This window comes from Citrobacter sp. Ca225 (assembly GCF_030337175.1).
Lineage (GTDB): Bacteria > Pseudomonadota > Gammaproteobacteria > Enterobacterales > Enterobacteriaceae > Citrobacter_A > Citrobacter_A amalonaticus.
Window position 1 is genome coordinate 16,879 of record NZ_JAOWCD010000082.1, and the last position, 25,679, is coordinate 42,557.

Here is a 25,679-nt window from a genome sequence, read left to right on the forward strand (position 1 = left end):
TAACTATTAACGAGTGATTTCATGAGTGAAATGATTTACGGCATCCATGCGGTGCAGGCCCTGCTGGAGCGTGCTCCTGAACGTTTTCAGGATGTCTTTATTCTCAAAGGCCGTGAAGATAAACGCCTGCTGCCGCTGATCCATGCTCTGGAAGCACAGGGCGTGGTCATCCAACTGGCAAACCGTCAGTTTCTGGATGAGAAAAGCGAAGGAGCCGTCCATCAGGGCATTATCGCTCGCGTGAAGCCGGGTCGTCAGTATCAGGAAAACGATCTACCGGATCTGATTGCTTCGCTGGATCAACCGTTCCTGCTGATCCTTGATGGCGTGACCGATCCGCATAACCTCGGTGCCTGTCTGCGTAGCGCCGATGCCGCTGGCGTTAATGCGGTGATCGTGCCGAAAGATCGTTCTGCGCAGTTGAATGCCACGGCGAAGAAAGTCGCCTGCGGTGCAGCGGAAAGCGTGCCGTTGATTCGGGTGACCAACCTGGCGCGTACCATGCGTATGTTGCAGGAAGAGAATATCTGGATTGTCGGCACGGCGGGTGAAGCTGACCATACTCTCTATCAGAGCAAAATGACCGGCCGTATGGCGCTGGTGATGGGGGCGGAAGGTGAGGGGATGCGTCGCCTGACGCGTGAACATTGCGATGAGCTGATCAGCATTCCAATGGCCGGAAGCGTCTCTTCGCTCAACGTTTCTGTCGCGACAGGCATCTGTCTGTTCGAGGCTGTGCGGCAGCGCAGCTAATAGACGATTTCTGAAGCCATCCAGCAGGATGGCTTTTTTGTGCCCTCCTTTCCAGGCATTCTCCCCTCAGACTGACCATACTTATTGAGATGCCATTGAAGGAGGGAAACACAATGCACTGGCAAACTCACACTGTTTTTAATCAGCCGTTACCCCTGAATAACAGCAATCTGTTTCTGTCTGATGGCGCGCTCTGCGAGGCCGTAGCGCGTGAGGGGGCAGGCTGGGACAGCGAACTTCTCGCCAGTATCGGTCAACAACTTGGCACTGCGGAATCGCTGGAACTGGGACGGCTGGCGAATGCCTGGCCGCCAGAATTACTACGTTACGATCCCCAGGGGCAGCGTCTGGACGACGTTCGCTTCCATCCCGCGTGGCATCTGTTGATGCAGGGACTGTGTGCCAACCGTATCCACAATCTGCCCTGGGTAGAGGCGGCGCGAGACGGATCGTTTGTCGCCCGGGCAGCCCGCTTTGTCCTGCATGCGCAGGTGGAGGCCGGCACGTTATGCCCCATCACCATGACTTTTGCCGCGACACCGCTATTGCAGCAAATGTTGCCCGCCGTATTTGCCGACTGGCAAACGCCGCTACACAGCGATCGCTATGATTCGCATCTTGCGCCGGGGGGCCAAAAACGTGGCCTGTTGATCGGCATGGGGATGACGGAAAAACAGGGCGGTTCTGATGTATTGAGCAACACCACCCGCGCCGAGCGTCTGGCGGATGGGTCGTACCGGCTGGTGGGGCATAAATGGTTTTTCTCTGTGCCGCAAAGTGATGCCCATCTGGTGCTGGCACAGGCAAAAGGTGGCCTCTCCTGTTTCTTCGTCCCGCGCTTTTTACCTGACGGCCAGCGCAATGCGATCCGCCTTGAACGGCTGAAAGACAAGCTGGGGAATCGTTCCAATGCCAGCGCGGAAGTCGAGTTTCAGGATGCCATCGGCTGGCTTCTTGGTGATGAGGGAGAGGGCGTTCGTCATATCCTGAAGATGGGTGGTCTGACGCGTTTTGACTGTGCGCTCGGCAGTCACGGACTGATGCGCCGCGCCTTCTCGGTGGCGATTTACCACGCGCACCAGCGTCAGGTGTCCGGCAAGCCGCTGATTGAGCAACCGATGATGCGTCAGGTGCTTAGTCGTATGGCGCTCCAGCTGGAAGGACAAACCGCATTATTGTTTCGTCTGGCCCATGCCTGGGATCGGCGTAGCGATGCCAAAGAGCGACTCTGGGCGCGTCTGTTCACGCCTGCGGCAAAATTTGCCGTTTGTAAAGGCGGCATTCCGTTCGTGGCGGAGGCAATGGAAGTGCTTGGCGGCGTAGGGTATTGCGAAGAGAGCGAACTGCCGCGACTGTACCGGGAAATGCCGGTCAATAGTATCTGGGAGGGATCCGGTAACGTCATGTGTCTCGACGTCTTGCGGGTTATCAACAAGCAAGCCGGGGTCGATGAGATGCTGAGTGAGGCATTCTCTGAGGTCAGGGGGCAGGACAGGCATTTTGATCGCGCGGTACGCCAGCTTTTGCCGCGACTTCGCAAACCTTCCGAAGAACTGGGTCGTGAGATCACCCAGCAGATTTTCCTGTTGGGATGCGGAATGGAAATGTTACGGCACGCATCACCGCCTGTTGCCCAGGCCTGGTGTCAGATGATGCTGGATACGCGCGGCGGAATGCGGTTATCAGAACGGGTACAGGACGCGTTGCTGCTGCGGGCGACGGGGGGATTGCGCTGATACGTTGCCGGATGCGTTTACGCCATCCGGCAATCTGTTATGCGTAGAGTATGGCTTGTACGCGCCAGTTATCGGGCTGCTGCTCTTCATACATCTGAATAATGCGATACCACGATGCGCCTTGTTCATCGGCTTTTAACGCGACAATACGCTCCACATCCTGTGGGTTTCCGGAAATATTACTGACAGAGATCAGGCCAATTTCATTGAGGCCAGTCACGCAATCCGCACTCGCGAATTCAGCAGACTGCGCCGTCGTACTCACCAGTCCGGCAGTTAACAGCAGTGAGGATAAGGCAAGAGATTGTTTCATCGTCAGCTCCATTTTACGTTTCCCCGCAATGCGCAGGGCATTCCATCGCCGAAATAAACGTCCAGCCTCCTGCTGTCGGTTTATTGTGCACAGGTAAACGTATAGAGGCGTAAAGCTACGTGAAATTGGCTTAAATTCCATCAATGATTATTTACGATATAAGACGGCCTGTGAGTACCACTGACCCGTCACGATAGTTTCATCAACCATGACAATAACGTAATAATCGGCTTTCGCTGCGGCGGCTTTCGCTCTGACTTCATCAACTGCATCATCCGGAGAGCCTCTGACCAGAGAGGTCACGGTTCCCATTCGCTGCAACCCTTGTGTCTGGTCGCGACGAATTTCCTGCGGATGATCGGCGACAGGCGGTGCTGGCTGTGGCGTTCCCTGAAGAATGCTACATCCACTTAACAGCATCACCAACATCAAAGAGGTAAACCGACGCATCACTCTATCTCGTTTCCTGATAGCCATAGTGTAGTGCCTTATTAATTTCCCTTTGGGGGAATGTTCCCAAAATGTTACCTTCCGCGCGATTTTCGAATGAAAATGTCGTGAAAGCGTAATCCAGTTCTCAACATTATGAATCGTTGTTGAATACGTCACCTTGTTTAATAATGTGACCTATAGCATACCCGCGCCAAAAGAGGTGCAAATGATTGAAATTGAAACATGTCAACTGGCGGAACATCATCTGCTTCACGCCTTTCCTTCGGGGCAACGCAGTACACCTTTGCCGTGTATTGTTTTCTACCACGGGTTTACCTCTTCCAGCCTGGTCTACAGCTATTTTGCCGTGGCGCTGGCGCAGGCCGGATTTCGGGTCATTATGCCAGACGCCGCCGGGCATGGGGCGCGTTTCAATGGTGACGAACAGGCGAGAATGGGCCACTTCTGGCAGATTTTGCAGCAGAGCATGCAGGAGTTTACGGCGTTACGTGCGGCACTGCGTGCAGAAAACTGGCTGCTGGAGGAACGTCTTGCGGTTGGCGGCGCATCGATGGGGGCAATGACTGCGCTGGGGATCATGACTCAGCATCCGGAGGTCAAATGTGTCGCCAGCCTGATGGGCTCGGGTTATTTCACCCGTCTGGCGCGAACGCTGTTTCCCCCTTGTGCCCTGGACACGCCCGCCCGTCAGGAGGAATTCACGCATATCATTGCGCCGTTGGCGAAGTGGGATGTGTCGCAGCAGCTCGCCCGACTGGCCGACAGACCGCTGCTGTTATGGCATGGCCAGGACGATGATGTGGTGCCAGCGGCGGAAAGTTTCCGTTTACAGCAGGCAATGATTCAGGCCGGCCTGGACCACAATCTGACCTGTCAGTGGCAAGCAGGCGTACGCCATCGCATTACGCCCGAAGCCCTGGCCGCAACGGTGTCGTTTTTCCGTCAGCATCTCTGATGCCAGGCGTTAGCTAGCCATACATCATCATGCAAAAAAAGCCCCCTGAACAGGGGGCAAGTCAAACTATGGCTTTCTTTTCGTTGGACTTTCCTGGTGCTAGCGATAAATATCTGCGCTGGCGCGGATGTTGCCGTTACTACCGGGTTCCCGCATCAGGATCGCGTGGTAGTACGTTGCGTCTTGCGCGTCGGTCTCTTCATTCAGTGCCCTTTTCGCATCACTTTCAGTGGCGAAGTTATGGTTGATGTAAATGACGCCTAAGCTCTGCACATCATCCATGTTTCGGGCTTGCTGGTGGTCTATTTCAATGGCGGCGAGCGTATTTGCACTGAGTAACAGTCCCGCCAGAAGGGTGACAAAACGGATTCGCATATCTACCTCCTCGACAGCTGACTCTGATTAGCGATTTCTCCTGTAAGTCGATAACGTCTGATTTAATTTTAATCGCTACTTTGTTGGTCGATAGCGACCATTTCTGATGCAGTTGTTCAAAAAATTACCGCGATCCGTTCTTTCTGAATGTAAACAATCGGCTAACCCGTTTTGATGTGGCGAAAAATACCTGTTTTTCTGACAAGAACTCTTACCGAATCGTCAATATCACTGTCGGCCATCGCCGCTTATAGTGAGCCGAAACATAAAGCTAACTTTATGATAATAAGGCAAAAAGATATGGATACTTCATTCATGAATTTCAGCTACTTCGCCATTATGTTTATGGTGGCGCTGATAGCGGGTTTTATTAATGTAGTTTCAGGCGGCGGTGGGTTTTTATCGATTGGAGCGCTATTGCTCTCAGGATTGCCGCCAGCCAATGCGCTGGCCACCAATAAGATTCAGGCGCTGGGCAGTTCATTGACGTCGGGGATCTACTTTCTGCGTCGCGGACATATCAACATCCAGCAGCATAAGTATGTCTTTTTATCCGCGTTTGTGGGATCGGCTCTGGGGACGACGCTTATCCAGTTCATTGAACCGGAACTGCTGAAAAAACTGTTACCGGTACTCATCATCGCGGTAGCGCTGTACTTTATTTTTGCCCCCAATCTCACTGAACCAAAAAAGAAGCAGCAGGTGTCACTGTTTCTCTTTTCCCTGATAGGGGGAGGGTGCGTTGGTTTCTATGATGGATTCCTCGGCGCCGGGGCCGGTTCCTTTTATACCCTGTGCTACATCCTGCTGTGGGGATACAGCATCGATAAAGCGCAAATTCACTCTAATTTCATTAATCTTGCGTCCAACATCGCCTCTATTCTGTTCTTCATTTTCGGTGGCAAAATGATCTGGTCGCTGGGACTGGTGATGTTCGCCGGGCAGGCGCTTGGCGCACGCCTGGGGGCGACGGTAGTCCTCACGCGCGGCAAGAAAGTGATCAGGCCGATGATCGTGATTGTCTCTATCTGCATCAGCGGCAAAATGCTATTGGATATGTATTAAGGGCGTCCTGACAAATATTCCTGGAATCACCTTGAGTTTGCGGCCTGACACCAGTATTATGACGCGTCAATTTTTCAGCCGACCTTTAACACGTTCCTTGCCTCCATGGGCCGCGGCTGACCCAGACAGGAGGCTGAATAATCCGTAAGGAGCAATTCGATGCGTCATTACGAAATCGTTTTTATGGTCCATCCTGACCAGAGCGAACAGGTTCCGGGTATGATCGAGCGTTACTCTGCTGCCATCACTGGTGCAGAAGGCAAGATCCACCGTCTGGAAGACTGGGGCCGCCGTCAGCTGGCTTACCCGATCAACAAACTGCACAAAGCTCACTACGTTCTGCTGAACGTTGAAGCACCGCAGGAAGTGATCGATGAGCTGGAAACAACTTTCCGCTTCAACGACGCCGTTATCCGCAGCATGGTAATGCGTACTAAGCACGCTGTTACCGAAGCATCTCCGATGGTTAAAGCGAAAGACGAGCGCCGTGAGCGTCGCGATGATTTCGCAAACGAAACCGCAGATGATGCTGAAGCTGGGGATTCTGAAGAGTAATTTCTGATGACCAACCGTCTGGTGTTGTCCGGCACCGTGTGCAGGACCCCCCTTCGAAAGGTCAGTCCATCAGGAATTCCGCACTGCCAGTTCGTGCTTGAGCATCGTTCTGTGCAGGAGGAAGCCGGATTTCACCGGCAGGCGTGGTGCCAAATGCCCGTGATTGTTAGCGGACACGAAAACCAGGCCATTACTCACAGTATAACGGTCGGTAGCGCAGTGACCGTTCAGGGGTTCATCTCTTGCCACAAGGCAAAGAACGGCCTGAGCAAAATGGTTCTGCATGCCGAGCAGATTGAATTGATAGATTCTGGAGACTAGCCATATGGCACGTTATTTCCGTCGTCGCAAGTTCTGCCGTTTCACCGCGGAAGGCGTTCAAGAGATCGACTATAAAGATATCGCTACGCTGAAAAACTACATCACCGAAAGCGGTAAGATTGTCCCAAGCCGTATCACCGGTACCCGTGCAAAATACCAGCGTCAGCTGGCTCGCGCTATCAAACGCGCTCGCTACCTGTCTCTGCTGCCGTACACTGATCGTCATCAGTAATCGGTCACGGTCCATTAATACGACTTTGAGAGGATAAGGTAATGCAAGTTATTCTGCTTGATAAAGTAGCAAACCTGGGTAGCCTGGGTGATCAGGTTAACGTTAAAGCGGGCTATGCTCGTAACTTCCTGGTACCACAGGGTAAAGCTGTTCCTGCTACCAAGAAAAACGTTGAATACTTCGAAGCACGTCGCGCTGAACTGGAAGCTAAACTGGCTGACGTTCTGGCTGCTGCAAATGCACGCGCAGAGAAAATCAACGCACTGGAAACCGTTACCATCACGTCTAAAGCAGGCGACGAAGGTAAACTGTTCGGTTCCATCGGTACCCGCGACATCGCTGATGCTGTAACTGCAGCTGGCGTTGAAGTGGCTAAGAGCGAAGTTCGTCTGCCGAACGGCGTTCTGCGTACCACTGGTGAGCACGAAGTGGACTTCCAGGTTCACAGCGAAGTATTCGCTAAGCTGACCATTAACGTTGTTGCAGAATAAGTTTTTATTCTGATAACGTCGTAAGAAACGCCGACCTTGTGTCGGCGTTTTGCTTTTCTGCTCCCCTCATTTTTCGCTCTGGCTATTCTTTGTCCTTTTCGGGATAATCATTAAAAATAAAACATAATTTCAATCTGGTGATGAATGGATACTCCGCACCCGCAACCTTTGTTTGCGCGTAAAAATGTTGTCTGGCTGAGCGCGGCGTTTTGTTGTCTGCTCTGGGGCAGCGCCTATCCGGCCATAAAGAGCGGTTATGAGATCTTCCAGATCGCCGCTGACGATATTCCGTCCAAAATTGTTTTCGCTGGTTACCGCTTCCTGTTCGCAGGTCTGCTGTTACTCTTGCTGGCGATAGCGCAGCGTAAGCCGATTGGCCGCCTGAGTTCCCGGCAGTTCGGGCAATTGACGCTGCTGGGAGTGACGCAGACTTCGCTGCAATACATCTTCTTTTACATCGGTCTGGCGTTCACTACCGGCGTGAAGGGATCGATCATGAATGCCACGGGCACCTTCTTCAGCGTGCTGTTGGCGCACTTCATCTATCAGAACGACAAACTGAGTTACAACAAAACGCTGGGATGCATTCTCGGTTTTACCGGCGTGATGGTGGTGAACTTCAACAGCGGGCTGCTGGATTTTAATTTTACCCTGGCGGGCGATGGCTCGATTGTGCTGGCGGCATTTATTCTCTCCGCCGCGACGCTTTACGGTAAGCGACTCTCTCAGACGGTCGATCCAACCGTGATGACGGGGTATCAGTTAGGGATTGGCGGGCTGGTGTTGGTGATCGGTGGTTATGTCTTTGGCGGCACACTGGCGGTTCACGGTCTCGCATCGGTGGCGATTCTCGGTTACCTGACGTTGCTCTCTTCAGTGGCGTTCGCGCTGTGGAGTATTTTGCTTAAGTATAACCGTGTGGGGATGATTGCACCGTTTAACTTCCTGATCCCGGTCTCCGGCGCGGTGCTGTCCGCGATTTTTCTCGGTGAGAATATCCTGGAGTGGAAATACGCGATTGCGCTGGTTCTGGTGTGCTCGGGGATCTGGTGGGTTAATAAGGTGAAGCGGTAACGCCGCCAATGCCGTGGTAGGCCGGATAAGGGCAAGCCGCCATCCGGCACGGCGCTGATGTGCCTGATGGCGCTACGCTTATCAGACCTGGCAGACCCCGGCACGATGAATTAACGTACGCGGATAAAGCTGCCGTCAGGTTGACGAGTAAACAGTACCTGCTGATTGTTGCCGGTGTCGATAGTCAGTCCGGTCACCACGCCATTCGCGTTCTGGCGAATTTGCACCATCTGCCCGCTCTGGAGAGTGCTTAGCGGTTTCCCCGCACCTTCAACCTGCGCCATCGCATAAACATCTGTAGGTGGCAGTCCGTGGTCGCGGAACAGTTGTGCCATGGTTTTACCGGGCTCTACGCGATAGGAGCGCCATTGCTGCTCAATGCCGCTATCCTGCTGGAAAGGCTGGGTTTGCGGTTGCTGTGACTGAGGTTGCTCTTCCGGTTGCCCTTCCTGAATGGGTTCCGGCGCAACGGGAGCGACCTGGCCTGGATCGTTTTGCGGGGCCACAAGCTGGGCCTGAAGCTGCGCTTCCGTCGGGGGTTGAGACTGCGACTGGAGATCCAGTTGCGCGTTACGGGTTACCGCTGGCGTATCGTTCGTGTCGCTTGAGGGGAGAAGGAAACCGACGACCAGCACAATCGCTGCAATGATAATGCCGCGGCGATGCATAGACGGAAGCGGATCCATAATGCGAAAATTGTCCGGTGCATGCCAGATTTTCGCCAGGGTTGGTTTTAATTCAAAGCGCCCGGGCATGGCTTTCCTCCTGCTCCGCGTCTCGTTCCTCAATCATAGAGTATAGACAGCTAACGCTATGATGTTCGTGATATTCCCCGTTTTTGGCACATATACAGGGGGATATCCCTATTGTTTCTTTTTCGTCGTGATTTGTCATCCACCCCGAGACAACATTTTACCGGGAGAAGCCTGGCTGTTATGCTGCCCGCTACTTTTTTATATCCGATGAAAGGAAATACGATGGCAACCCCGACTTTTGACACTATCGAAGCGCAAGCAAGCTACGGCATTGGTTTGCAGGTAGGACAGCAACTGAGCGAATCCGGACTGGAAGGGCTGTTGCCTGAAGCGCTGGTTGCCGGTATTGCTGACGCGCTGGAAGGCAAGCAGCCAGCCGTGCCGGTTGATGTGGTACACCGCGCGCTGCGCGAGATCCATGAACGTGCGGATGCCGTACGTCGCGAACGCTTCCAGGCGATGGCCGCAGATGGCGTGAAATATCTGGAAGAAAACCGTGAGAAAGACGGTGTGAACAGCACGGAATCTGGTCTGCAATTCCGCGTCCTGACTCAGGGCGAAGGCGCTATCCCGGCTCGTACTGACCGCGTTCGTGTGCACTACACCGGTAAACTGATCGACGGTACCGTCTTTGACAGCTCTGTTGCGCGCGGCGAACCGGCTGAATTCCCGGTAAACGGCGTGATTCCTGGCTGGATTGAAGCGCTGACCCTGATGCCGGTTGGCTCTAAATGGGAATTGACCATTCCTCAGGAACTGGCTTACGGCGAACGTGGCGCCGGTGCGTCGATCCCGCCATTCAGCACCCTGGTGTTCGACGTCGAACTGCTGGAAATTCTGTAACTAGTCACTTCTGTTCCCCCTCCACGCCGGAGGGGGACGAAAAATGCGCAATAACGCTGCTCGATTGCCGGGTATCGGAGTTTTATCTTGCAAATGCATCAGTTGCGTGTATTTTTGTGAGCTAATTCGCGTTACCAGAGTGATATGACACTCACTTTAAACATATAATTAACATAATATCTAAATCTTAGTATTCATCCCGCCGATTCTTACCTAATATCGATAAGTCCTGAAAACAGGATCGTCGTATCATTGATGCACAACAGACGCATTAAAGGCCGCAGAGCCCGCACAACACAGACAGGTACAGGAAGAATAAAACATGGTAGATCAGGTAAAAGTCGCCGCCGATGAACAGGCTCCGACTGAACAGTCGCTACGGCGCAATCTTACAAACCGACATATTCAGCTTATCGCCATCGGCGGTGCCATTGGTACGGGCCTGTTTATGGGGTCGGGTAAAACGATCAGTCTCGCCGGGCCGTCGATCATTTTTGTTTATATGATCATTGGTTTTATGCTTTTTTTCGTGATGCGCGCAATGGGAGAATTGCTGCTCTCAAATCTGGAATACAAATCTTTTAGCGACTTTGCTTCGGATCTGCTGGGGCCGTGGGCAGGTTATTTCACCGGCTGGACCTACTGGTTCTGTTGGGTGGTGACCGGGATGGCGGATGTCGTCGCTATTACGGCCTACGCGCAGTTCTGGTTCCCCGGTCTTTCCGACTGGGTCGCCTCGCTGGCGGTAGTGATCCTGCTGCTGAGCCTTAACCTTGCCACCGTGAAAATGTTCGGTGAGATGGAGTTCTGGTTCGCGATGATCAAAATCGTCGCTATCGTGTCGCTGATTATCGTCGGCCTGGTGATGATTGCCATGCACTTCCAGTCGCCAACCGGTGTGGAAGCGTCGTTTGCTCACCTGTGGAATGATGGCGGCTGGTTCCCGAAAGGCATTAGCGGCTTCTTTGCCGGTTTCCAGATTGCCGTGTTCGCCTTTGTCGGGATCGAACTGGTCGGGACGACGGCGGCGGAAACGAAAGATCCGGAGAAATCGCTGCCGCGCGCCATTAACTCGATTCCGATTCGTATCATCATGTTTTACGTCTTTGCGCTGATCGTCATCATGTCCGTAACGCCGTGGAGTTCAGTGGTGCCGGATAAGAGTCCGTTCGTTGAGTTGTTCGTGCTGGTGGGTCTGCCTGCCGCTGCGAGCGTGATTAACTTCGTGGTCCTGACGTCCGCTGCTTCCTCTGCAAACAGTGGCGTGTTCTCTACCAGCCGTATGCTGTTTGGTCTGGCGCAGGAAGGCGTGGCACCGAAAGCATTCGCTAAGCTGTCTAAACGCGCGGTTCCGGCGAAAGGGCTGACCTTCTCCTGTATCTGCCTGCTGGGCGGAGTCGTGATGCTGTATGTCAACCCAAGCGTGATTGGCGCGTTCACCATGATCACGACAGTGTCGGCGATCTTGTTTATGTTCGTCTGGACTATCATCCTGTGCTCATACCTGGTGTATCGCAAACAGCGTCCACATCTGCATGAGAAGTCAATCTACAAAATGCCGCTTGGCAAGCTGATGTGCTGGGTGTGCATGGCGTTCTTCGTCTTCGTGCTGGTACTGCTGACGCTAGAAGATGATACCCGTCAGGCGCTGCTCGTCACGCCGCTGTGGTTCATTGCGCTGGGTCTGGGCTGGTGGCTGATTGGTAAGAAGCGGATGGAAGGCGTTCGTTAAAAAAAGAGCCGCGACGCGGCTCTGCAATTACATGAATCAGGGCGCTCTCGGGCGCCTTTTTTATTCGCCTGCGAGGGCGCGCGGGAACAACACATTATTTTCCAGACTGATGTGTTCCATCAGATCATCAATCATCTCATTGATGCCGTTGTACATCGCTTTCCAGGTGGTGCACGCTTCTGGCGGGATCGTCACGTTCTGGGTGGTATGTTTAATCACTTCCAGCAGTTCCCCCGCTTCATCATGCTCACTTTCCATGACGCTGATCGGCCCCATCGCCTGGCTACCCATGCCCTGTTTGATCATCGGGAACAGGATCTGCTCCTCTTTCATCATGTGGCTTGAAAGCTCCTGATGCAGCATGGTCAGATACTTCGCCAGACCTTTTGGTACGTTGGGCTTATCAGCATGAACGCGTTCAACTTTGGTGGCTTGCAGGATCAGTTCCGGCAGTTGCTCGCGGTGTCTGTCGTGATAACGCACGATGATGTGGTCGATAATTTCGGCCAGCGGCGCGGTACGCCAGTCTTTATCGATCGGTTGTTCTGCCAGTTGTGCCAGTTGCGCTTCGATAGCATCAACGGCCAGCTCTTTACGGGCAGCAGCACGCGCCAGCGTCTGCTTACCGCCGCAGCAGTAATCCATATCGTACTTACGAAACAGGGCCGACGCGCGAGGGATAGAGAGCGCCAGTTCACCTAAAGGTTGATCGCGATAAGCCATAGCCATTACCTCATTCTCAATAATATAAGGTGCATTTTAAATGCACCTTTAATCGAGCGCTATAACCCTTTCGAGGGGGGGGACGGATTAACGGCCTGGCTCTGAAAGCGGAATGACGCGTGGTTTTTCCGGTTTTGCTCTGACTGCCACCACCACGCCGATAACCAGCAAAGCGATACCGCTGAGCGTCAGCACAGGGGGAAGGGTCTGGCGCAAGATGAAGGTGTAGAGCAAACCCGCCAGCGTTTCGAACACGATCAATGGGCCGAGGATCACCGTCGGTAATCGCTGGCTGGCAATGTTCCAGCACAGCGCGCCTACCCATGAGCACAGCACCGCAATCGCCACCATTAGGCCTACAAACACCGCAGGGCGCGGGCCGAACGGCAGGGCGAAGTCGGGCATTTTCCCATGCAGCCAGAAGCAGGCGACGAGGTAGCCCAGCAGCGAAACGGGCAGGGTTACCAGCGCCTGCGCCGTCGCCCACATCATCGGGTGTTTTTCCGGGTTCTCCCGCAGCCAGCGGGCATTACGCAGCGCATACCAGGCCCAGCACACCACTGATACCAGCGCCAACGCGATGCCAGAACCGTAGCGCCAGCCGCTAAAATCAGGCAAGTCCTGGTTGAGTTCCGCAATGTTCACGCACAGCAATCCGATGCCTATCAGCAGCAGTGCTGGGGCCAGCCGTAGCCAGGAGAGCCTGCCATCGCGCTGGCTGTACAGCAGGTTGGCAAATACCGGAATGACAACCGGCAGCGTGCCGATGATCATCGTTGAGACCGGTGCGCCGGTGCGCTGAATGGCGCTGGCAAGGCAGACGTAATAAATCAGGTTGCCCATCATGGTCAGCGCCAGCGCGGTCAGCCAGTCTTTCGCCGAAAGCTGCCGCAGGCGCACACGTCCGAACCATGCCAGCGGCAGGGCAATCAAGCCTAATGCCAGATAACGCCCCATCGACTGCAGCACCGCCGGATATTCCGGCACGATCAACGGTCCGACAAAAATCAGTCCCCACATCAACCCTGCCAGCAGGGCGTACAACACACCGCTAATCATGCTTTACATCCACATCGTTAAACATGGCGAAAAGTGTAGGCAGGGAACCGGGGCGCGTATTGTATGAGCTTGCGCATTAGCGCGAATAAACCTGCTTTTGATAGCGCACGGGAGTGATGCCGTAGCGATGGGTAAAGGCGCGGGTGAGATGGGATTGATCGGTCAGGCCGGTCGCGGCGGCAACGTCCGCAGCGGGCATACCGAGAGTCAGAAAACCTTTTGCCCGCCACAGACGGATCGCCATCAGCATCTGGTGTGGCGTCACGTGGAAATGGGCTTTGAACTGACGTTGAAAGTGCCAGGGGCTAAGCGAGGCAACGCGTGCCAGTTCATCGAGGGTGACCGGGCGCATGTAGTTGTCATGCAAATAGTCGCGCACGCGCTCAAAGCGATGCGCGCCTTCCCGTGGCAACGGGGCATGACGTGCCAGCGGCTGGAAGGTGTCGATCAGATCCAGCAACAATCCTTTTTGCGCTAAAGGATCGTCGGTGTGCCACAGTCCGTGGATCAGCGAACAAATCTGACGGGAGCGGCGCGGATCGTGACGCGTGACGTCGTGAAACCACCAGTGACGAATGCCGGTCACCTCTTCCAGCAGATCGGGCTCCAGATAGATCATCCGGTAACGCCAACCGTCGGCGGTTTCGGCCTCGCCGGTATGCAGCTCATCCGGATTCATCGTCACGACCGAGTGGGCTGGGGCAACGTACTGCGTGCCACGATAGCGAAAGCGCTCGGCACCGGCTTCTATCGCGCCAATACCGAACGCTTCGTGGGTGTGTGGCTCAAAGGCGTAGCGTGAAATATGCGCGTGATACAACTCAACGCCAGGCACCTGCGCCAGATGGCGAAAGCGGGCGCTGTCTTTTTCATCGCTAAACTGCTCGGGTACACCTTGCACGTTGTCTCTCCCCACGCATCGTCCTGTCATTATCAGAGAGGATGCGCGGGGATGCCACCATAATTAACCGATTTTTAACACTTACAGAATACCGTTGACGCTTTCGGCCAGCGACGTGGTCGGACGACCAATCAGCTTGCTCAGCGTGTGGCTGTCATCGAACAGACCGCCTTTGGATGCCCCGATGTCTGAATCGGCCAGCATCTCCGCCAGTCCTGCTGGCAAACCGACCCCTTTCAGCACGGCGGCGAAATCGGCTTCGCTCAGGTTCTGATAAACGACAGGTTTGCCACTCTGTTTACTCAGTTCTGCGGCCAGCTGGCTTAGTGTCCAGGATTCATCACCCGCCAGTTCATACACCTTCCCGGCATGGCCTTCGGTGCTGATGACCTGTGCGGCGGCAGTGGCGTAATCCGCACGCGTTGCACTGGCAATTCTGCCCTCGCCCGCCGCGCCGATAAATACGCCATGCTCCAGCGCAGCAGGGGCGCTGGCGAGATAGTTTTCGGTATACCAGCCGTTACGCAACAGCGCGTAGGCAATACCGGAGTCAGCCAGCATCTTCTCGGTATCGACGTGTTCAACGTGCAAAGCGAGGGGAGAGCGGTCGGCATGCAACAGGCTGGTGTAGGCGATAAATTTCACTTTCGCCGCCTTTGCCGCATTAATCACGTTACGGTGCTGAACGGCACGCTGGCCGACTTCGCTGGAGGAGATCAACAGCAGCTTGTCGACACCCTGCAGCGCCTGGGTGAATGCCGCTTCGTCACTGTAATCCGCCTGGCGTACGGTGATTCTCTGTTGGCTTAACGCCGTGGCCTTCGCCGGGTTACGCACTATCGCCACAATCTGACTGGCAGGAATGGTTTTCAGCAGGTTCTCAATTACGTGTTGGCCCAGTTGGCCCGTCGCGCCGGTAATAGCAATCATGGGGTGACTCCTTAATGTGTCGCTTGTGTTTTATAAAGCTAGCACCTAAACTTACTTTTAGTAAGTACGTACAAAAAGGTAAGTATAAAGATGAGTGCACAGACACTTTCTCAACAACTGCGTGACGGCAATTTGTTTGCCGAGCAGTGTCCGTCGCGTGAGGTGTTAAAGCATGTGACCAGTCGCTGGGGCGTCTTGATCCTGGTGGCGCTACGTGACGGCACACATCGCTTCAGCGATTTGCGGCGTAAAATGGGCGGCGTGAGCGAGAAGATGCTGGCGCAGTCGTTGCAGGCGCTGGAGCAGGATGGGTTTATCACCCGGGTTTCGTATCCGGTGGTGCCACCGCACGTAGAATACAGTTTGACCCCGCTGGGCGAGCAGGTCAGTGATAAAGTCGCCGCGCTGGCGGACTGGATTGAGCTGAATCTGCCACAGGTGTTAGCACAACGGGAAGAACGGGCGGCGTAAAACCTTGCCGGATGGCGGGTGCCACCCGGCATTAACGTTACTTGCTTAAATCCATCTGATAAATTGCGAAGCCGATCTCATCGGTCGCCACTTTTTGCATCGGGTACTGGCCTTCCTCTTTGATAAACGCGGCGGCTTTGTCTCCCGGCGAGGTTTCGAAGCGGATATCCAGTTTCTTCTCGCTGTGAATCGGCGCCAGACGCCAGTTGTTATCGGCCGCCGGATGAATTTCCCCGGCGCGTTGAGATTCCGCGCCAATCCATGCCGCCAGCACCGAGCGATTCTCATCCGGTGACGCAAAGGCAATATGGTTGTCGCCGGTTCCGGCAAACTTACCGCCATAGGCGCGATAGTTATTGGTAGCGACCAGGAAAGTGGCATTTGGGTCAATCGGCTTGCCGTTGAAGGTCAGATTTTTAATCCTTTCTGCGGACGGATTTACCGTCTGGCATTCACCGTCATAGCGTGCGGGCTGTGAGACATCAATCTGGTATTCCACGCCGTCGATCACATCGAAGTTATAGGTACGAAACCCATCCCAGTTGATGAGCGACTGCGGTTTGCTACTGGTGACATCGATCTGATTAAACTGTCCGGCTGAGCATTCCAGCCACTCTTTCACCTCTTTACCACTGGCTTTAACGACCACCAGGGTATTCGGGTACAGGTAAAGGTCAGCGGCATTGCGGAAGGTCAACGGGCCTTTTTCGACTTCGACAAAACTGGCCGGATCGTTCTTGCGTCCGCCAACTTTAAACGGAGCGGCGGCGGAAAGCACCGGCAGTTTCGCCAGATCCGGATCGCCCTGAATGAAATGTTCGACATAGGCTTTCTGTGCGTTATTGACCACCTGAACGGTCGGATCGTCCTGCACCAGCGCCAGATAGCTGTACATGTTATCTGCGGATTTGCCGATCGGCTGGCTGACAAATTCGCGCGTCGCGTCGTGGTCGGCTTTCAGAATCTCCGCCAGTTTGCTGTCTTCGGCAGCGAGTGATTTCTTCGCAGCGGTGTCGTAAATGGGGCGCGCTTCGGCTTTGGCCTGCGTTACCTGCCATTTGCCGCTGTCGTTATTGAGCACCAGATCCACCACGCCCAGATGATCGCCCCACATGCCTGGCATCACCGCCGGCACGCCGTTCAGCGTCCCTTTTACGATATCCGCGCCTTTGATGTTGGCAAAGTCTTTACCGGGGAAGACCGCGTGGGCATGACCAAACATAATTGCATCCACGCCGGGCACTTCACTGAGATAATAAACCGAGTTCTCGGCCATGCTCTGGTACGGGTCAGCAGAGAGTCCTGAATGCGCGATCACCACCACCACATCGGCCCCTTTTTCACGCATTTCTGGGACATAGCGACGTGCGGTTTCGGTAATGTCGTTAACCGTCACTTTGCCGCTCAGGTTCGCTTTATCCCAGGTCATGATCTGCGGAGGGACAAACCCGATATAGCCGATTTTCAGCGTCTGCTTATGGCCTTCCTGATCGACGACATCCGTCTCTTTAATAAGATAAGGGGTAAACAACGGCTTTTTGGTCTTAACGTCGATAATATTGGCGTTAACGTAAGGGAATGACGCGCCTGCCAGCGCTTTTTGCAGATATTCCAGCCCGTAGTTGAACTCATGGTTACCGAGGTTACCAACCGCGTAATCCAGTGTATTCAGCGCTTTGTAGACCGGATGGATCTCGCCTTTTTTCAGTCCCTTTGCCGCCATATAATCGCCCAGCGGACTGCCCTGAATCAGATCGCCATTGTCGACCAGCACGCTGTTTTTGGCTTCATCGCGCGCGGCGTTAATCAGGCTTGCGGTGCGTACCAGTCCGAATTTTTCGGTTGCGGTATCTTTGTAATAATCGAAATCCATCATGTTGCTATGCAAATCAGTGGTTTCCATTATCCGTAGATCAACGGTCGCGGCATTCACGCTGGCCGCGATCAGCGTGGCCAGAAGCGTTGCACTAAACTTAATCATCAGAGGGCATCCTTTTAAGATCTGAAACACAGTAAAAAATGTATTTATATCTTCTTGCTTACAGAACTGTGAAGCATGCATCAGTTTAGCAAGCAAAACCGCAGACACTATCACAGTTGGCGGATTCGCTTTTGATCGGGTATAAGTAAAACAATGAGTTAAGACCACTGCCACAAATGAGGTGGAGAATGTTAGAACACGTATGCCAGCTTGCACGGAACGCGGGCGATGCCATTATGCAGGTTTATGATGGAGTCAAACCGATGGAGATTACCAGCAAGCCGGACGACTCCCCGGTGACAGCGGCCGATATCGCGGCGCACGCGGTGATTCTTGAAGGGTTGACGCAATTGACGCCAGATATTCCAGTGCTCTCCGAAGAGGACCCGCCAGCCTGGGACGTGCGTCGGCACTGGCAGCGCTACTGGTTAGTCGATCCGCTGGATGGCACCAAAGAGTTCATCAAACGCAACGGCGAGTTTACCGTAAATATTGCGCTTATCGAGAAGGGCAAACCGGTACTGGGCGTGGTCTACGCGCCGGTGATGAAAGTGATGTACAGCGCGGCGGACGGCAAAGCCTGGAAAGAAGAGTGCAATGTGCGCAAGCAAATTCAGGTCCGTGACGCGCGTCCGCCGCTGGTGGTGATTAGCCGCTCCCACGCAGACAACGAACTGAAAGAATATTTACAACAGCTGGGCGAGCACCAGACGACGTCGATTGGTTCGTCGCTGAAGTTCTGCCTGGTCGCGGAGGGACAGGCGCAACTGTACCCGCGCTTTGGACCGACCAACGTCTGGGACACCGCTGCGGGCCATGCTGTCGCGGCGGCAGCCGGGGCGCACGTTCACGACTGGCAGGGTAAACCGCTGGACTACACCCCGCGTGAGTCGTTCCTCAACCCCGGCTTTCGGGTCTCTATTTATTGAGTAACTTATGCAGCAGGGTAATCACCTGCTGCACCTCTTCCTGGGTGAGCGCGCCGTCTTTTGCCCACTGTACGCGACCGTCTTTATCAAGCACCGCGATAGCAGAGCTCTCTTCATCCAGTTGCCAGGCTTTACGGGCCACGCCGTTGCTGTCGACAATAAACTGCGACCACGGGTAGAGCTTCTTATTGCTCTCGAGGCTGCTGCGCACAAACATACCGGAGCCAGGAATCGCGTCGTCAGTGTTGACGATCGTCGTGGTCTGGTAAACGTCATGGGGCAGTTTTGCTGCTTTGATCGCTTCAATCAGCGTCGCATTTTTTTCTTTCGCAGAGGTGCGTCCGGCGATGTGCTGAAGGATTCGCACCTTCCCGGGCAACTGTGCGCTGTTCCAGCTTTTATAGCTGAACTTATCATTTTCAAGAATCAATTCGCCGCGATCCGCAATCCCTACCGGCGGGACGCGCTGGCCCGTTTCGAAGCTATGCGCGGAGGCCATCATTGGCGCTAACAGGCACGCCAGCGCGAGAATCTTACGTAAGGTCATGGTGTTTCCTTCTTATTGTTTGCAGGTGATCCGACCACTTAGGTCTGATTTTTAATCATATGTGCGAATGATGCTTTTTCCCGCAAGAGTGATGCCAGTTTGCGGACGGGCGCACAAATCCTGCGAAAAACGAAGGCTTATACTGAGGACCGCACCCTGATTCAGAGATGATTCTGATTAACTGTAATGAAAAGGTAAATAAACTTATACGCGCTGGAAACATCGTACAGATAGTCTATAGTCAAATGGCATTAAATTTTGCGCCTTAGAACGGTTGGACCGATTGTGGGACCACAAGGGCGTGACTTAAGCAGGAGATAACAATGAAAATTTTCCAACGGTACAACCCACTGCAAGTGGCGAAGTACGTGAAGATCCTGTTCCGTGGACGGTTATATATCAAGGACGTTGGCGCTTTTGAGTTTGATAAGGGCAAGATTCTTATCCCAAAAGTGAAGGATAAACAGCATCTGTCTGTGATGTCCGAAGTTAACCGTCAGGTTCTGCGTCTGCAAACTGAGATGGCTTAACCAAAGTGCTATGCAGTAGTTTAAAAAACGGCTCCCATTGGGAGCCGTTGATGTTTCTGGAGCAGGCAGAATAAGCGAATACTACGCTTTAACGTCTCCCTGAACGTCCGGCAGTTTCGGCACCAGTACGCTTGGTTTACTGTCCAGGCGGGTCACCAGCAACTGATCGATACGGTAGTTATCGATATCCACCACTTCGAATTTGTAGCCCGAGAACTTCACGGAATCGGTCCGTTTCGGGATTTTACGCAGCATGAACATCATAAAGCCGCCAATCGTTTCGTAGTTACCTGATTGCGGGAACTCGTCGATATCCAGCACGCGCATCACGTCATCGATCGGCGTACCGCCGTCAATCAGCCAGGAGTTCTCGTCGCGCGCCACAATCTGCTCTTCCAGACCCTGACCGACCAGATCGCCCATTAGCGTGGTCATCACATCATTCAACGTGATGATCCCCACGACCAGCGCGTATTCGTTCATGATCACCGCAAAGTCTTCACCGGCGGTTTTGAAGCTTTCCAGCGCTTCAGAAAGAGTTAGCGTATCCGGAACAATCAGGGTGTTGCGGATCTGCACGCCGCTGTTCAGCGCCATACTCTGATTCGCCAGAACACGATTCAGTAAATCTTTCGAGTCAACGTAACCAATGATGTGGTCAATATCTTCGTTACAGACAAGGAACTTGGAGTGCGGATGTTCCGCCACTTTGTTTTTCAGGCTCTGCTCGTCTTCATGCAGATCGAACCAGATCACGTTTTCACGCGACGTCATCGATGACGGCACGGTGCGCGATTCCAGCTCGAACACGTTCTCAATCAACTCATGTTCCTGTTTACGCAATACGCCTGCGAGCGCCCCAGCTTCCACCACCGCATAAATATCATCAGACGTGATGTCATCCTTGCGCACCATCGGCAATTTGAAGATGCGAAAGATCACGTTCGCCAACCCGTTGAAGAACCACACCAGCGGCGTGAAAACAAACAGACAGAAGCGCATCGGGTTGATGATACGCAAAGCCACAGCTTCTGGCGCAATCATACCGATGCGTTTCGGGGTTAAGTCCGCGAAGAGGATAAACATACCGGTGACCAGCGAGAAGGAGAGAATAAAGCTCAACTGCTCAGAGAGTTCCGGCGACATATAGCGAGAGAATAACGAGTTAAAAGCGGGGGAAAATGCGGCGTCACCGACGATACCGCCAAGAATGGCGACCGCGTTCAGACCGATTTGCACCACCGTGAAGAACATCCCCGGGTTTTCCTGCATTTTCAACACGCGTTGCGCATTGAGATTGCCTTCATCGGCCAGCAGTTTGAGCTTAATTTTACGTGAGGCAGCAAGTGAGATCTCGGATATCGAGAAGAACGCACTCACAGCGATCAGGCAAAGAATAATGAAAATACTGTTTAACATATCTTATCCGGCGTCACGCCAGATCCTCGGAAGGGAAGTTGATAAATCCATGTGGTAAAACTTAATGAAAACCGGCCCGTGGAGGTGAGCCGGTAAGTTCAGGGGCTAGTATAGCGTAAGGGCGGGGCAGGCCGCTAGCGGTGGGTAAACGTCGATCTCTTTCTGTTGGCAAGTGAGAAAACCATCAGCGATAAATCATATCAAATGTCGCCGTTGCGTTGACGTCTCCGGCCTCGATGGCATCGCTCAGACGAATCAGCCACGCCTGAAAAGGCAAGGTAATCGTCGTTGAATCTGCATTGCTCAGTAAATAAACCTCTTTTCCGAAGGTGACGGGCTGGTAGTTATACATCACTTGTACGCCAACACCGCGAGCGGAGGAACTCTGATTAGGATTATCCAACGCCAACGTCTTTTTTTGACCGTCGGTGGTGGTGCCGTCAAATTTTATGTTCACATTCGTGCCCTGTTCGCAATTAAGAACAATATCAAAGCTTACGGGAGAGGTGGTGTTGCCGGAACGAGGAAGTGATGTGATAGCAATCCCCTGTGATCCTGTTAATGGGACGGTAATATCTTTGGTTTCAATATCACAGCCAACAGATTGCACGAACACCGAGGTTGGATTAAAGGACATTAAATACTGACGGGCAGAGCCAAACACACGTTCAACGCTGTAATTAGTTAAATTCAGGACACCGGTAGTAATTCGTGACCCGGTAGCAATTAATTGAACTTTAAAGTAATTTTGTTGCTTGTAAGCGTAACTCGCCTTAGCTTGCTCAGTCCCATGCGGCCAGGCCATGGGGATTAAATTGGACATATCCTGACCGGCCAGGATTTTTATACCAATGCCAGGATTGTTCGTTTCATAAACATAGGAAGTAGAAATGTCACTTACCGGTGTCTTTGCTGATTGATAGCCTGATTCAACCACTTGATCAGTATAACAATAGATATCCGCCATAGTGGAGGCAGTGATAACGGGGCTTTCCCAAAGAATAGTATCTGCCGGGTTAGTATAATTTAACCTTAATGCAGGTATATTGATTTGCTGTAAAACGGTACTTGTACCGTTCCTCAGGGTACAATCTGCCCATGCTGAGCAGGATAAAGATATTGCACAGACACTAAAGAAAATACGCAGTATCCAGGTCAGTATAAAACGTGAAATCATAATTAATCCGTAAAGTAGTAACGCTAAATCATATCGAATGTCGCCGTTGCGTTGACATCTACGGTCTTAATAGCGCGGTTAAGCCTATTAAACAGGTCTGACAGGACAAGGTCACTTGTGTTGTTATGTGAGTTAATAAATCATATTGTCCAATGAAATAAACAGGTTGGATATTGGATGGAATTTGAATACCGCCCCCTTGAGCAGAGGAGGGTATATCAACATTATCTAACTGAAGCATAGTGTTTTTTCCATTTATCGTCGTACTATTAAATTTTATGCTGGTACGGATCATTTTCAGACAGGTAACATTAATATCGGACGCGTACCGGTGTTGTGGTATCTCCATGAGGAGAAAGAGACGTTATCACGGCAGCACGGACTCATTCTTTATTTCGCATCTTGTCACCTGGCAATATTAATGGCATTCCAGCGAGAGGCGCATTACGGTCGCTTCGCTGTCAGCGCTTTCGGATAATGAGGGGACGTGCGTCTCACAAGTATGATCACTGCCATTTCCCCATAGGGCCACCAGTTTCATCCCTTTGGAGACACCGGTGATATAAACCTGACCGTGATCGTCGACGAGGCTGGTTGGGTTCTCTTCCTCTTGCGGGGTTGAGACCAGAGCGCCAAAGGGAACAGTACTATTACCGTGCAGCAATGTAAAAAGCACACGTGCTCCACTGCGCACTTTATAATCCGCGAGAGCCACTGCACCACGAGTCGGTACGACAGTTTTTACCGGATCGCTAATATCACTATTTCTACTGCCACTGGTATTCAGCGATATAGTGTTTTGCCGATAGGGATTACTGTAAGGAACTACGGCATAACCACGTTTATCCGTATAAATACCTGATGCGCCGCTGACGTTAATATTTGCGGCACCGGGTGCGCGAACTAATGTCATGGTTTCCGGTAAGGTTTGCGCTAAGGTTACACCAAAAGGATGAGCGATTATGCCGCCCTGTGCACTGTAATTCACGCGCTGACTATTATTATCATAACTGTAACCACCGCTCAGTGTACCGGATGAGCCGCGATAAGCGGCATTCATGCTGCCGCTTGTTGCGTTGTTCTGCTCTGAGTATGACTGTTGTATATTGTAAGTTAAGTTATTGTCTTTCAGCGCAATGCCATTAATACCAAGCTGGTGTCCCGCATTGCCTTGCTGTGAAGAGTTAAGTGCATAAGTCGCCCAGGTTTGCGGCAACCATTTATCCAATGGAATACCAATGGTTAATAAATATTGCGTATCCGTTTGGCTGGTGGGCATCTGCGTTTGTGACGCGTTAAATGAGTACGAAACATTATTGAGCATCACGTTATAGCCTAACGTGAAATTACGCTCAGACTTATTCAGTTTCCAGTAATCCTGCTGATAAGCCGACAGATATAAGCTACCCCATTCTCCCAATGCTTGACTGATGTTGATTTGTGCACGGCTCCGGCGGTTATAGAGATCTCTGTAGGAGTACATATCATCGGCTATATCCGCTGAGTCTCGATGGTTAAGTGTTTCCGCAAAAGTGTAAAAATTTGCAGAAGAATAGCGATAACTGGCGATAGTCAGGTTAGTGTTAGTCGCATCTATGTTTTTCGCATACTGAAGACGGTATGACATACCGGTTTCATTTTGATCATCATTAAGCTGGCTTTTGGCCTGAGTGGCATCAAAAGAAATTGAGCCCACAGCGTGCAAATCCATACCAATACCCAGAGCAGCAGACTGATATATATCGGTACCAATCAGCCCACCATAGACAGTCATTCCCCATGGCATACCATAAATAAGCTGAGCCTGGCCGAAATCAGGCGCGTCGGAAACATCATTGCTCTGATATTTGCCGTAGGCCACGCTATAACTATAACTGCCACTACGCAGCATGACCGGTAAGGAGGAAGACGATTGGGTAAAAGTATGTTCGCTGCCGTCAACTTCGGTCACGATAACGTCGAAGTCACTCCCGGATGAAACCTGATTAATATCCCGAATTTCAAACGTGCCAGGAGCGACGTAGGTTTCGTAAATTTTATAGCCATTTTGTTTGATGGTGACTTTAGCATCACTGTGCGCGATACCACGAATCAGCGGCGCAAATCCTTGCTCGCTATAAGGATGCATAGTGGAATCAGAATAGACTCTGACGCCGCGAAACTGAATGCTATCAAAAATGTCCGAAGGTGTGCTGCTGTCCCCGGCTAAAAATTGGCTGCGCAACGTTTTAATATCATGCGTCAACGTTGTTGAAAGCTCGTCCCACTTTTCGCCGGAATAGTTCGATACATTGCGCAGCCGCCATCCGCCAAGATTAGCACCCGAGTTTAAACTTAAAAAATTACTGTTTGTATTTCCGTCGCTACTGTTTCGGGCGTACAACTGTGATCCACTATAATAGTAGCCTAACAGGAGGGCAGGTAAGCCATCATCCCATAATTCGGGTGAGACCGCGTCTTTCGCTTCCTGATTTAAGGCTATCTGTGGTACGCGGATATCCAGACGCTGCGTTTTCTCGCTATAGGTATAACTGGCACCGTCTATATATTGCCCAATATTCCCAATGGTGTCTTCGTCCTTCACTTTTTGAAAGCCTGAGAGCACATCAACGTTGACACCGTAACGACGTAAATCTGCTTTGGTGAGAGCAGGAACAAGTCGGTTTCTATCTGTAGAGAGTTTGTAGTTGATTTCTTTTTTCTCTACATAATTAGAATTAAAATAAATAGTTGATAAAAAACTGCCTTCCAGCATTTCGTTATCGGCAATATACTTTTGCAGGATATTGCTGTCGGCGAGTGGCGTATCATGGCTTAAGGCGTTCAGATTAAACTGGTCTTCCGCAACGGCATAAGTGCTCAAGAGCATTACCGCTAAGGAAGGTGCGAACAAGTTCCTGATATGAGATCATCATATTCATCCGGAGCGCATCCCAGAGGGACATCATGAGCCATCAACTCACCTTCGCCGATAGTGAATTCAGCACTAAGCGCCGTCAGACCCGAAAAGAGATTTTCCTCTCCCGCATGGAGCAGATTCTGCCATGGCAGAATATGACCGCTGTCATCGAGCCGTTTTATCCCAAGGCGGGCAATGGCCGACGGCCCTATCCGCTGGAGACCATGCTGCGTATTCACTGCATGCAGCATTGGTACAACCTGAGCGACGGTGCCATGGAAGATGCCCTGTACGAAATCGCCTCCATGCGCCTGTTTGCCCGATTATCCCTGGATAGCGCCCTGCCGGATCGCACCACCATCATGAATTTCCGCCACCTGCTCGAGCAGCATCAACTGGCCCGTCAATTGTTCAAGACCATCAATCGCTGGCTGGCCGAAGCAGGCGTCATGATGACCCA

General features: G+C 52.5%; 27 protein-coding genes and 1 pseudogene. 15 read left to right on the forward strand and 13 right to left on the reverse strand.

All coding sequences use genetic code 11. The features are described 5' to 3' along the window. Nucleotides 1–21 precede the first annotated feature (21 nt). Together rlmB and OGW13_RS15455 are read left to right on the forward strand one after the other, a co-directional pair. Nucleotides 22–753 (forward strand): 23S rRNA (guanosine(2251)-2'-O)-methyltransferase RlmB, encoded by a 732-nt coding sequence (gene rlmB, locus OGW13_RS15450; RefSeq protein ID WP_042321448.1) that lies wholly within the window; start codon nucleotides 22–24, stop codon nucleotides 751–753. Nucleotides 754–866: 113 nt separating this feature from the next. Then, nucleotides 867–2,489, forward strand: coding sequence for an isovaleryl-CoA dehydrogenase (locus OGW13_RS15455; RefSeq protein WP_044265681.1), 1,623 nt, complete (start codon nucleotides 867–869; stop codon nucleotides 2,487–2,489). Nucleotides 2,490–2,526: 37 nt separating this feature from the next. Here OGW13_RS15455 and yjfN read toward each other — a convergent pair whose 3' ends face one another. Together yjfN and bsmA are read right to left on the reverse strand one after the other, a co-directional pair. Then, nucleotides 2,527–2,802: a DUF1471 family protease activator YjfN gene (yjfN, locus tag OGW13_RS15460; RefSeq protein WP_072140690.1), complete on the reverse strand. Its 276-nt coding sequence runs from the start codon at nucleotides 2,800–2,802 to the stop codon at nucleotides 2,527–2,529. A 147-nt stretch (nucleotides 2,803–2,949) separates the two neighbouring features. Then, nucleotides 2,950–3,279 (reverse strand): biofilm peroxide resistance protein BsmA, encoded by a 330-nt coding sequence (gene bsmA, locus OGW13_RS15465; RefSeq protein WP_042999188.1) that lies wholly within the window; start codon nucleotides 3,277–3,279, stop codon nucleotides 2,950–2,952. Nucleotides 3,280–3,460: 181 nt separating this feature from the next. Between bsmA and yjfP the strand changes: the two genes are divergently transcribed. Further along, the gene (gene yjfP, locus OGW13_RS15470; protein WP_044265677.1) at nucleotides 3,461–4,210 is read left to right on the forward strand and encodes an esterase; all 750 of its coding nucleotides are present in this window, start codon (nucleotides 3,461–3,463) and stop codon (nucleotides 4,208–4,210) included. Nucleotides 4,211–4,309: 99 nt separating this feature from the next. Here yjfP and yjfY read toward each other — a convergent pair whose 3' ends face one another. Further along, a complete protein-coding gene (yjfY, locus tag OGW13_RS15475; RefSeq protein WP_216082091.1) occupies nucleotides 4,310–4,585 on the reverse strand; it encodes a DUF1471 family protein YjfY in 276 nt (91 codons plus the stop codon). 300 nt (nucleotides 4,586–4,885) lie between these two features. Here yjfY and OGW13_RS15480 point away from each other — a divergent pair, with 300 nt between their 5' ends. The 6 genes from OGW13_RS15480 (at nucleotide 4,886) to OGW13_RS15505 (ending at nucleotide 8,323) form a co-directional block, all read left to right on the forward strand. Further along, nucleotides 4,886–5,650: a TSUP family transporter gene (locus OGW13_RS15480; RefSeq protein WP_287116263.1), complete on the forward strand. Its 765-nt coding sequence runs from the start codon at nucleotides 4,886–4,888 to the stop codon at nucleotides 5,648–5,650. A gap of 159 nt (nucleotides 5,651–5,809) precedes the next feature. Beyond that, nucleotides 5,810–6,205 (forward strand): 30S ribosomal protein S6, encoded by a 396-nt coding sequence (rpsF, locus tag OGW13_RS15485; RefSeq protein ID WP_042321529.1) that lies wholly within the window; start codon nucleotides 5,810–5,812, stop codon nucleotides 6,203–6,205. A 6-nt stretch (nucleotides 6,206–6,211) separates the two neighbouring features. Continuing rightward, nucleotides 6,212–6,526 carry a primosomal replication protein N gene (gene priB / locus OGW13_RS15490; RefSeq protein ID WP_042321531.1) on the forward strand — a complete coding sequence of 105 codons (315 nt, stop codon included), beginning with the start codon at nucleotides 6,212–6,214 and terminating at the stop codon, nucleotides 6,524–6,526. A gap of 4 nt (nucleotides 6,527–6,530) precedes the next feature. Further along, the gene (gene rpsR / locus OGW13_RS15495) at nucleotides 6,531–6,758 is read left to right on the forward strand and encodes a 30S ribosomal protein S18 (RefSeq protein ID WP_000135199.1); all 228 of its coding nucleotides are present in this window, start codon (nucleotides 6,531–6,533) and stop codon (nucleotides 6,756–6,758) included. A 41-nt stretch (nucleotides 6,759–6,799) separates the two neighbouring features. Beyond that, a complete protein-coding gene (gene rplI / locus OGW13_RS15500) occupies nucleotides 6,800–7,249 on the forward strand; it encodes a 50S ribosomal protein L9 (protein WP_042999192.1) in 450 nt (149 codons plus the stop codon). A 144-nt stretch (nucleotides 7,250–7,393) separates the two neighbouring features. Further along, a complete protein-coding gene (locus OGW13_RS15505) occupies nucleotides 7,394–8,323 on the forward strand; it encodes a DMT family transporter (protein ID WP_042999193.1) in 930 nt (309 codons plus the stop codon). 110 nt (nucleotides 8,324–8,433) lie between these two features. Here the strand turns inward: OGW13_RS15505 and OGW13_RS15510 are convergent, their stop codons facing one another. Next, nucleotides 8,434–9,078: an OapA family protein gene (locus tag OGW13_RS15510; protein WP_042999194.1), complete on the reverse strand. Its 645-nt coding sequence runs from the start codon at nucleotides 9,076–9,078 to the stop codon at nucleotides 8,434–8,436. 222 nt (nucleotides 9,079–9,300) lie between these two features. On the opposite strand from OGW13_RS15510, the gene bamJ reads away from it, so the two are divergent. Then, nucleotides 9,301–9,921, forward strand: a complete 621-nt coding sequence (gene bamJ / locus OGW13_RS15515) for a BamJ family beta-barrel-assembly machinery protein (RefSeq protein ID WP_042999195.1) — start codon at nucleotides 9,301–9,303, stop codon at nucleotides 9,919–9,921. A 322-nt stretch (nucleotides 9,922–10,243) separates the two neighbouring features. Further along, nucleotides 10,244–11,653, forward strand: a complete 1,410-nt coding sequence (gene cycA / locus OGW13_RS15520) for a D-serine/D-alanine/glycine transporter (RefSeq protein ID WP_287116264.1) — start codon at nucleotides 10,244–10,246, stop codon at nucleotides 11,651–11,653. A gap of 60 nt (nucleotides 11,654–11,713) precedes the next feature. Here the strand turns inward: cycA and ytfE are convergent, their stop codons facing one another. The 4 genes from ytfE to OGW13_RS15540 all read right to left on the reverse strand — a co-directional run bounded on the left by ytfE (nucleotide 11,714) and on the right by OGW13_RS15540 (nucleotide 15,266). After that, nucleotides 11,714–12,376, reverse strand: coding sequence for an iron-sulfur cluster repair protein YtfE (gene ytfE / locus OGW13_RS15525; RefSeq protein WP_287116265.1), 663 nt, complete (start codon nucleotides 12,374–12,376; stop codon nucleotides 11,714–11,716). A gap of 87 nt (nucleotides 12,377–12,463) precedes the next feature. Further along, complete coding sequence (locus OGW13_RS15530) at nucleotides 12,464–13,435, reverse strand: DMT family transporter (protein WP_287116266.1); 972 nt, start codon at nucleotides 13,433–13,435, stop codon at nucleotides 12,464–12,466. Nucleotides 13,436–13,511: 76 nt separating this feature from the next. Then, complete coding sequence (locus OGW13_RS15535) at nucleotides 13,512–14,336, reverse strand: AraC family transcriptional regulator (RefSeq protein ID WP_090048237.1); 825 nt, start codon at nucleotides 14,334–14,336, stop codon at nucleotides 13,512–13,514. Between the two features lie 81 nt (nucleotides 14,337–14,417). Further along, nucleotides 14,418–15,266, reverse strand: coding sequence for an SDR family oxidoreductase (locus tag OGW13_RS15540; RefSeq protein ID WP_287116267.1), 849 nt, complete (start codon nucleotides 15,264–15,266; stop codon nucleotides 14,418–14,420). 90 nt (nucleotides 15,267–15,356) lie between these two features. Between OGW13_RS15540 and OGW13_RS15545 the strand changes: the two genes are divergently transcribed. Then, the gene (locus OGW13_RS15545) at nucleotides 15,357–15,737 is read left to right on the forward strand and encodes a winged helix-turn-helix transcriptional regulator (RefSeq protein ID WP_104445974.1); all 381 of its coding nucleotides are present in this window, start codon (nucleotides 15,357–15,359) and stop codon (nucleotides 15,735–15,737) included. Nucleotides 15,738–15,774: 37 nt separating this feature from the next. Here OGW13_RS15545 and cpdB read toward each other — a convergent pair whose 3' ends face one another. Beyond that, complete coding sequence (cpdB, locus tag OGW13_RS15550; RefSeq protein ID WP_287116268.1) at nucleotides 15,775–17,718, reverse strand: 2',3'-cyclic-nucleotide 2'-phosphodiesterase; 1,944 nt, start codon at nucleotides 17,716–17,718, stop codon at nucleotides 15,775–15,777. A gap of 188 nt (nucleotides 17,719–17,906) precedes the next feature. Here cpdB and cysQ point away from each other — a divergent pair, with 188 nt between their 5' ends. Further along, the gene (gene cysQ, locus OGW13_RS15555; protein ID WP_042999202.1) at nucleotides 17,907–18,647 is read left to right on the forward strand and encodes a 3'(2'),5'-bisphosphate nucleotidase CysQ; all 741 of its coding nucleotides are present in this window, start codon (nucleotides 17,907–17,909) and stop codon (nucleotides 18,645–18,647) included. Here cysQ and OGW13_RS15560 read toward each other — a convergent pair. Then, nucleotides 18,637–19,194 (reverse strand): YtfJ family protein, encoded by a 558-nt coding sequence (locus tag OGW13_RS15560; RefSeq protein WP_042999203.1) that lies wholly within the window; start codon nucleotides 19,192–19,194, stop codon nucleotides 18,637–18,639. The two genes, cysQ and OGW13_RS15560, sit on opposite strands and share 11 nt — an antisense overlap. A 323-nt stretch (nucleotides 19,195–19,517) precedes the next feature. Here OGW13_RS15560 and OGW13_RS15565 point away from each other — a divergent pair, with 323 nt between their 5' ends. Then, the gene (locus OGW13_RS15565; protein WP_004857160.1) at nucleotides 19,518–19,724 is read left to right on the forward strand and encodes a DUF1107 domain-containing protein; all 207 of its coding nucleotides are present in this window, start codon (nucleotides 19,518–19,520) and stop codon (nucleotides 19,722–19,724) included. A gap of 81 nt (nucleotides 19,725–19,805) precedes the next feature. On the opposite strand, the gene paeA is transcribed toward OGW13_RS15565, so the two are convergent. The 3 genes from paeA to OGW13_RS15580 form a co-directional block, all read right to left on the reverse strand. Continuing rightward, nucleotides 19,806–21,143, reverse strand: coding sequence for a polyamine export protein PaeA (gene paeA, locus OGW13_RS15570; protein ID WP_042999204.1), 1,338 nt, complete (start codon nucleotides 21,141–21,143; stop codon nucleotides 19,806–19,808). A gap of 184 nt (nucleotides 21,144–21,327) precedes the next feature. Continuing rightward, the gene (locus tag OGW13_RS15575; protein WP_082366205.1) at nucleotides 21,328–22,320 is read right to left on the reverse strand and encodes a fimbrial protein; all 993 of its coding nucleotides are present in this window, start codon (nucleotides 22,318–22,320) and stop codon (nucleotides 21,328–21,330) included. 418 nt (nucleotides 22,321–22,738) lie between these two features. Beyond that, the gene (locus tag OGW13_RS15580) at nucleotides 22,739–25,189 is read right to left on the reverse strand and encodes a fimbria/pilus outer membrane usher protein (RefSeq protein ID WP_502874027.1); all 2,451 of its coding nucleotides are present in this window, start codon (nucleotides 25,187–25,189) and stop codon (nucleotides 22,739–22,741) included. 77 nt (nucleotides 25,190–25,266) lie between these two features. On the opposite strand from OGW13_RS15580, the pseudogene OGW13_RS15585 reads away from it, so the two are divergent. Further along, nucleotides 25,267–25,679, forward strand: a pseudogene (locus OGW13_RS15585) (IS5-like element ISKpn26 family transposase); the annotation flags it as partial.

Bases quoted from the DNA above. Each gene is read 5' to 3' on its own strand.
- rlmB (WP_042321448.1), top strand. From the start codon at position 22: ATGAGTGAAATGATTTACGGCATCCATGCGGTGCAGGCCCTGCTGGAG.
- OGW13_RS15455 (WP_044265681.1), top strand. From the start codon at position 867: ATGCACTGGCAAACTCACACTGTTTTTAATCAGCCGTTACCCCTGAAT.
- yjfN (WP_072140690.1), bottom strand. From the start codon at position 2,802: ATGAAACAATCTCTTGCCTTATCCTCACTGCTGTTAACTGCCGGACTG.
- bsmA (WP_042999188.1), bottom strand. From the start codon at position 3,279: ATGGCTATCAGGAAACGAGATAGAGTGATGCGTCGGTTTACCTCTTTG.
- yjfP (WP_044265677.1), top strand. From the start codon at position 3,461: ATGATTGAAATTGAAACATGTCAACTGGCGGAACATCATCTGCTTCAC.
- yjfY (WP_216082091.1), bottom strand. From the start codon at position 4,585: ATGCGAATCCGTTTTGTCACCCTTCTGGCGGGACTGTTACTCAGTGCA.
- OGW13_RS15480 (WP_287116263.1), top strand. From the start codon at position 4,886: ATGGATACTTCATTCATGAATTTCAGCTACTTCGCCATTATGTTTATG.
- rpsF (WP_042321529.1), top strand. From the start codon at position 5,810: ATGCGTCATTACGAAATCGTTTTTATGGTCCATCCTGACCAGAGCGAA.
- priB (WP_042321531.1), top strand. From the start codon at position 6,212: ATGACCAACCGTCTGGTGTTGTCCGGCACCGTGTGCAGGACCCCCCTT.
- rpsR (WP_000135199.1), top strand. From the start codon at position 6,531: ATGGCACGTTATTTCCGTCGTCGCAAGTTCTGCCGTTTCACCGCGGAA.
- rplI (WP_042999192.1), top strand. From the start codon at position 6,800: ATGCAAGTTATTCTGCTTGATAAAGTAGCAAACCTGGGTAGCCTGGGT.
- OGW13_RS15505 (WP_042999193.1), top strand. From the start codon at position 7,394: ATGGATACTCCGCACCCGCAACCTTTGTTTGCGCGTAAAAATGTTGTC.
- OGW13_RS15510 (WP_042999194.1), bottom strand. From the start codon at position 9,078: ATGCCCGGGCGCTTTGAATTAAAACCAACCCTGGCGAAAATCTGGCAT.
- bamJ (WP_042999195.1), top strand. From the start codon at position 9,301: ATGGCAACCCCGACTTTTGACACTATCGAAGCGCAAGCAAGCTACGGC.
- cycA (WP_287116264.1), top strand. From the start codon at position 10,244: ATGGTAGATCAGGTAAAAGTCGCCGCCGATGAACAGGCTCCGACTGAA.
- ytfE (WP_287116265.1), bottom strand. From the start codon at position 12,376: ATGGCTTATCGCGATCAACCTTTAGGTGAACTGGCGCTCTCTATCCCT.
- OGW13_RS15530 (WP_287116266.1), bottom strand. From the start codon at position 13,435: ATGATTAGCGGTGTGTTGTACGCCCTGCTGGCAGGGTTGATGTGGGGA.
- OGW13_RS15540 (WP_287116267.1), bottom strand. From the start codon at position 15,266: ATGATTGCTATTACCGGCGCGACGGGCCAACTGGGCCAACACGTAATT.
- OGW13_RS15545 (WP_104445974.1), top strand. From the start codon at position 15,357: ATGAGTGCACAGACACTTTCTCAACAACTGCGTGACGGCAATTTGTTT.
- cpdB (WP_287116268.1), bottom strand. From the start codon at position 17,718: ATGATTAAGTTTAGTGCAACGCTTCTGGCCACGCTGATCGCGGCCAGC.
- cysQ (WP_042999202.1), top strand. From the start codon at position 17,907: ATGTTAGAACACGTATGCCAGCTTGCACGGAACGCGGGCGATGCCATT.
- OGW13_RS15560 (WP_042999203.1), bottom strand. From the start codon at position 19,194: ATGACCTTACGTAAGATTCTCGCGCTGGCGTGCCTGTTAGCGCCAATG.
- OGW13_RS15565 (WP_004857160.1), top strand. From the start codon at position 19,518: ATGAAAATTTTCCAACGGTACAACCCACTGCAAGTGGCGAAGTACGTG.
- paeA (WP_042999204.1), bottom strand. From the start codon at position 21,143: ATGTTAAACAGTATTTTCATTATTCTTTGCCTGATCGCTGTGAGTGCG.
- OGW13_RS15575 (WP_082366205.1), bottom strand. From the start codon at position 22,320: ATGATTTCACGTTTTATACTGACCTGGATACTGCGTATTTTCTTTAGT.
- OGW13_RS15580 (WP_502874027.1), bottom strand. From the start codon at position 25,189: ATGCTCTTGAGCACTTATGCCGTTGCGGAAGACCAGTTTAATCTGAAC.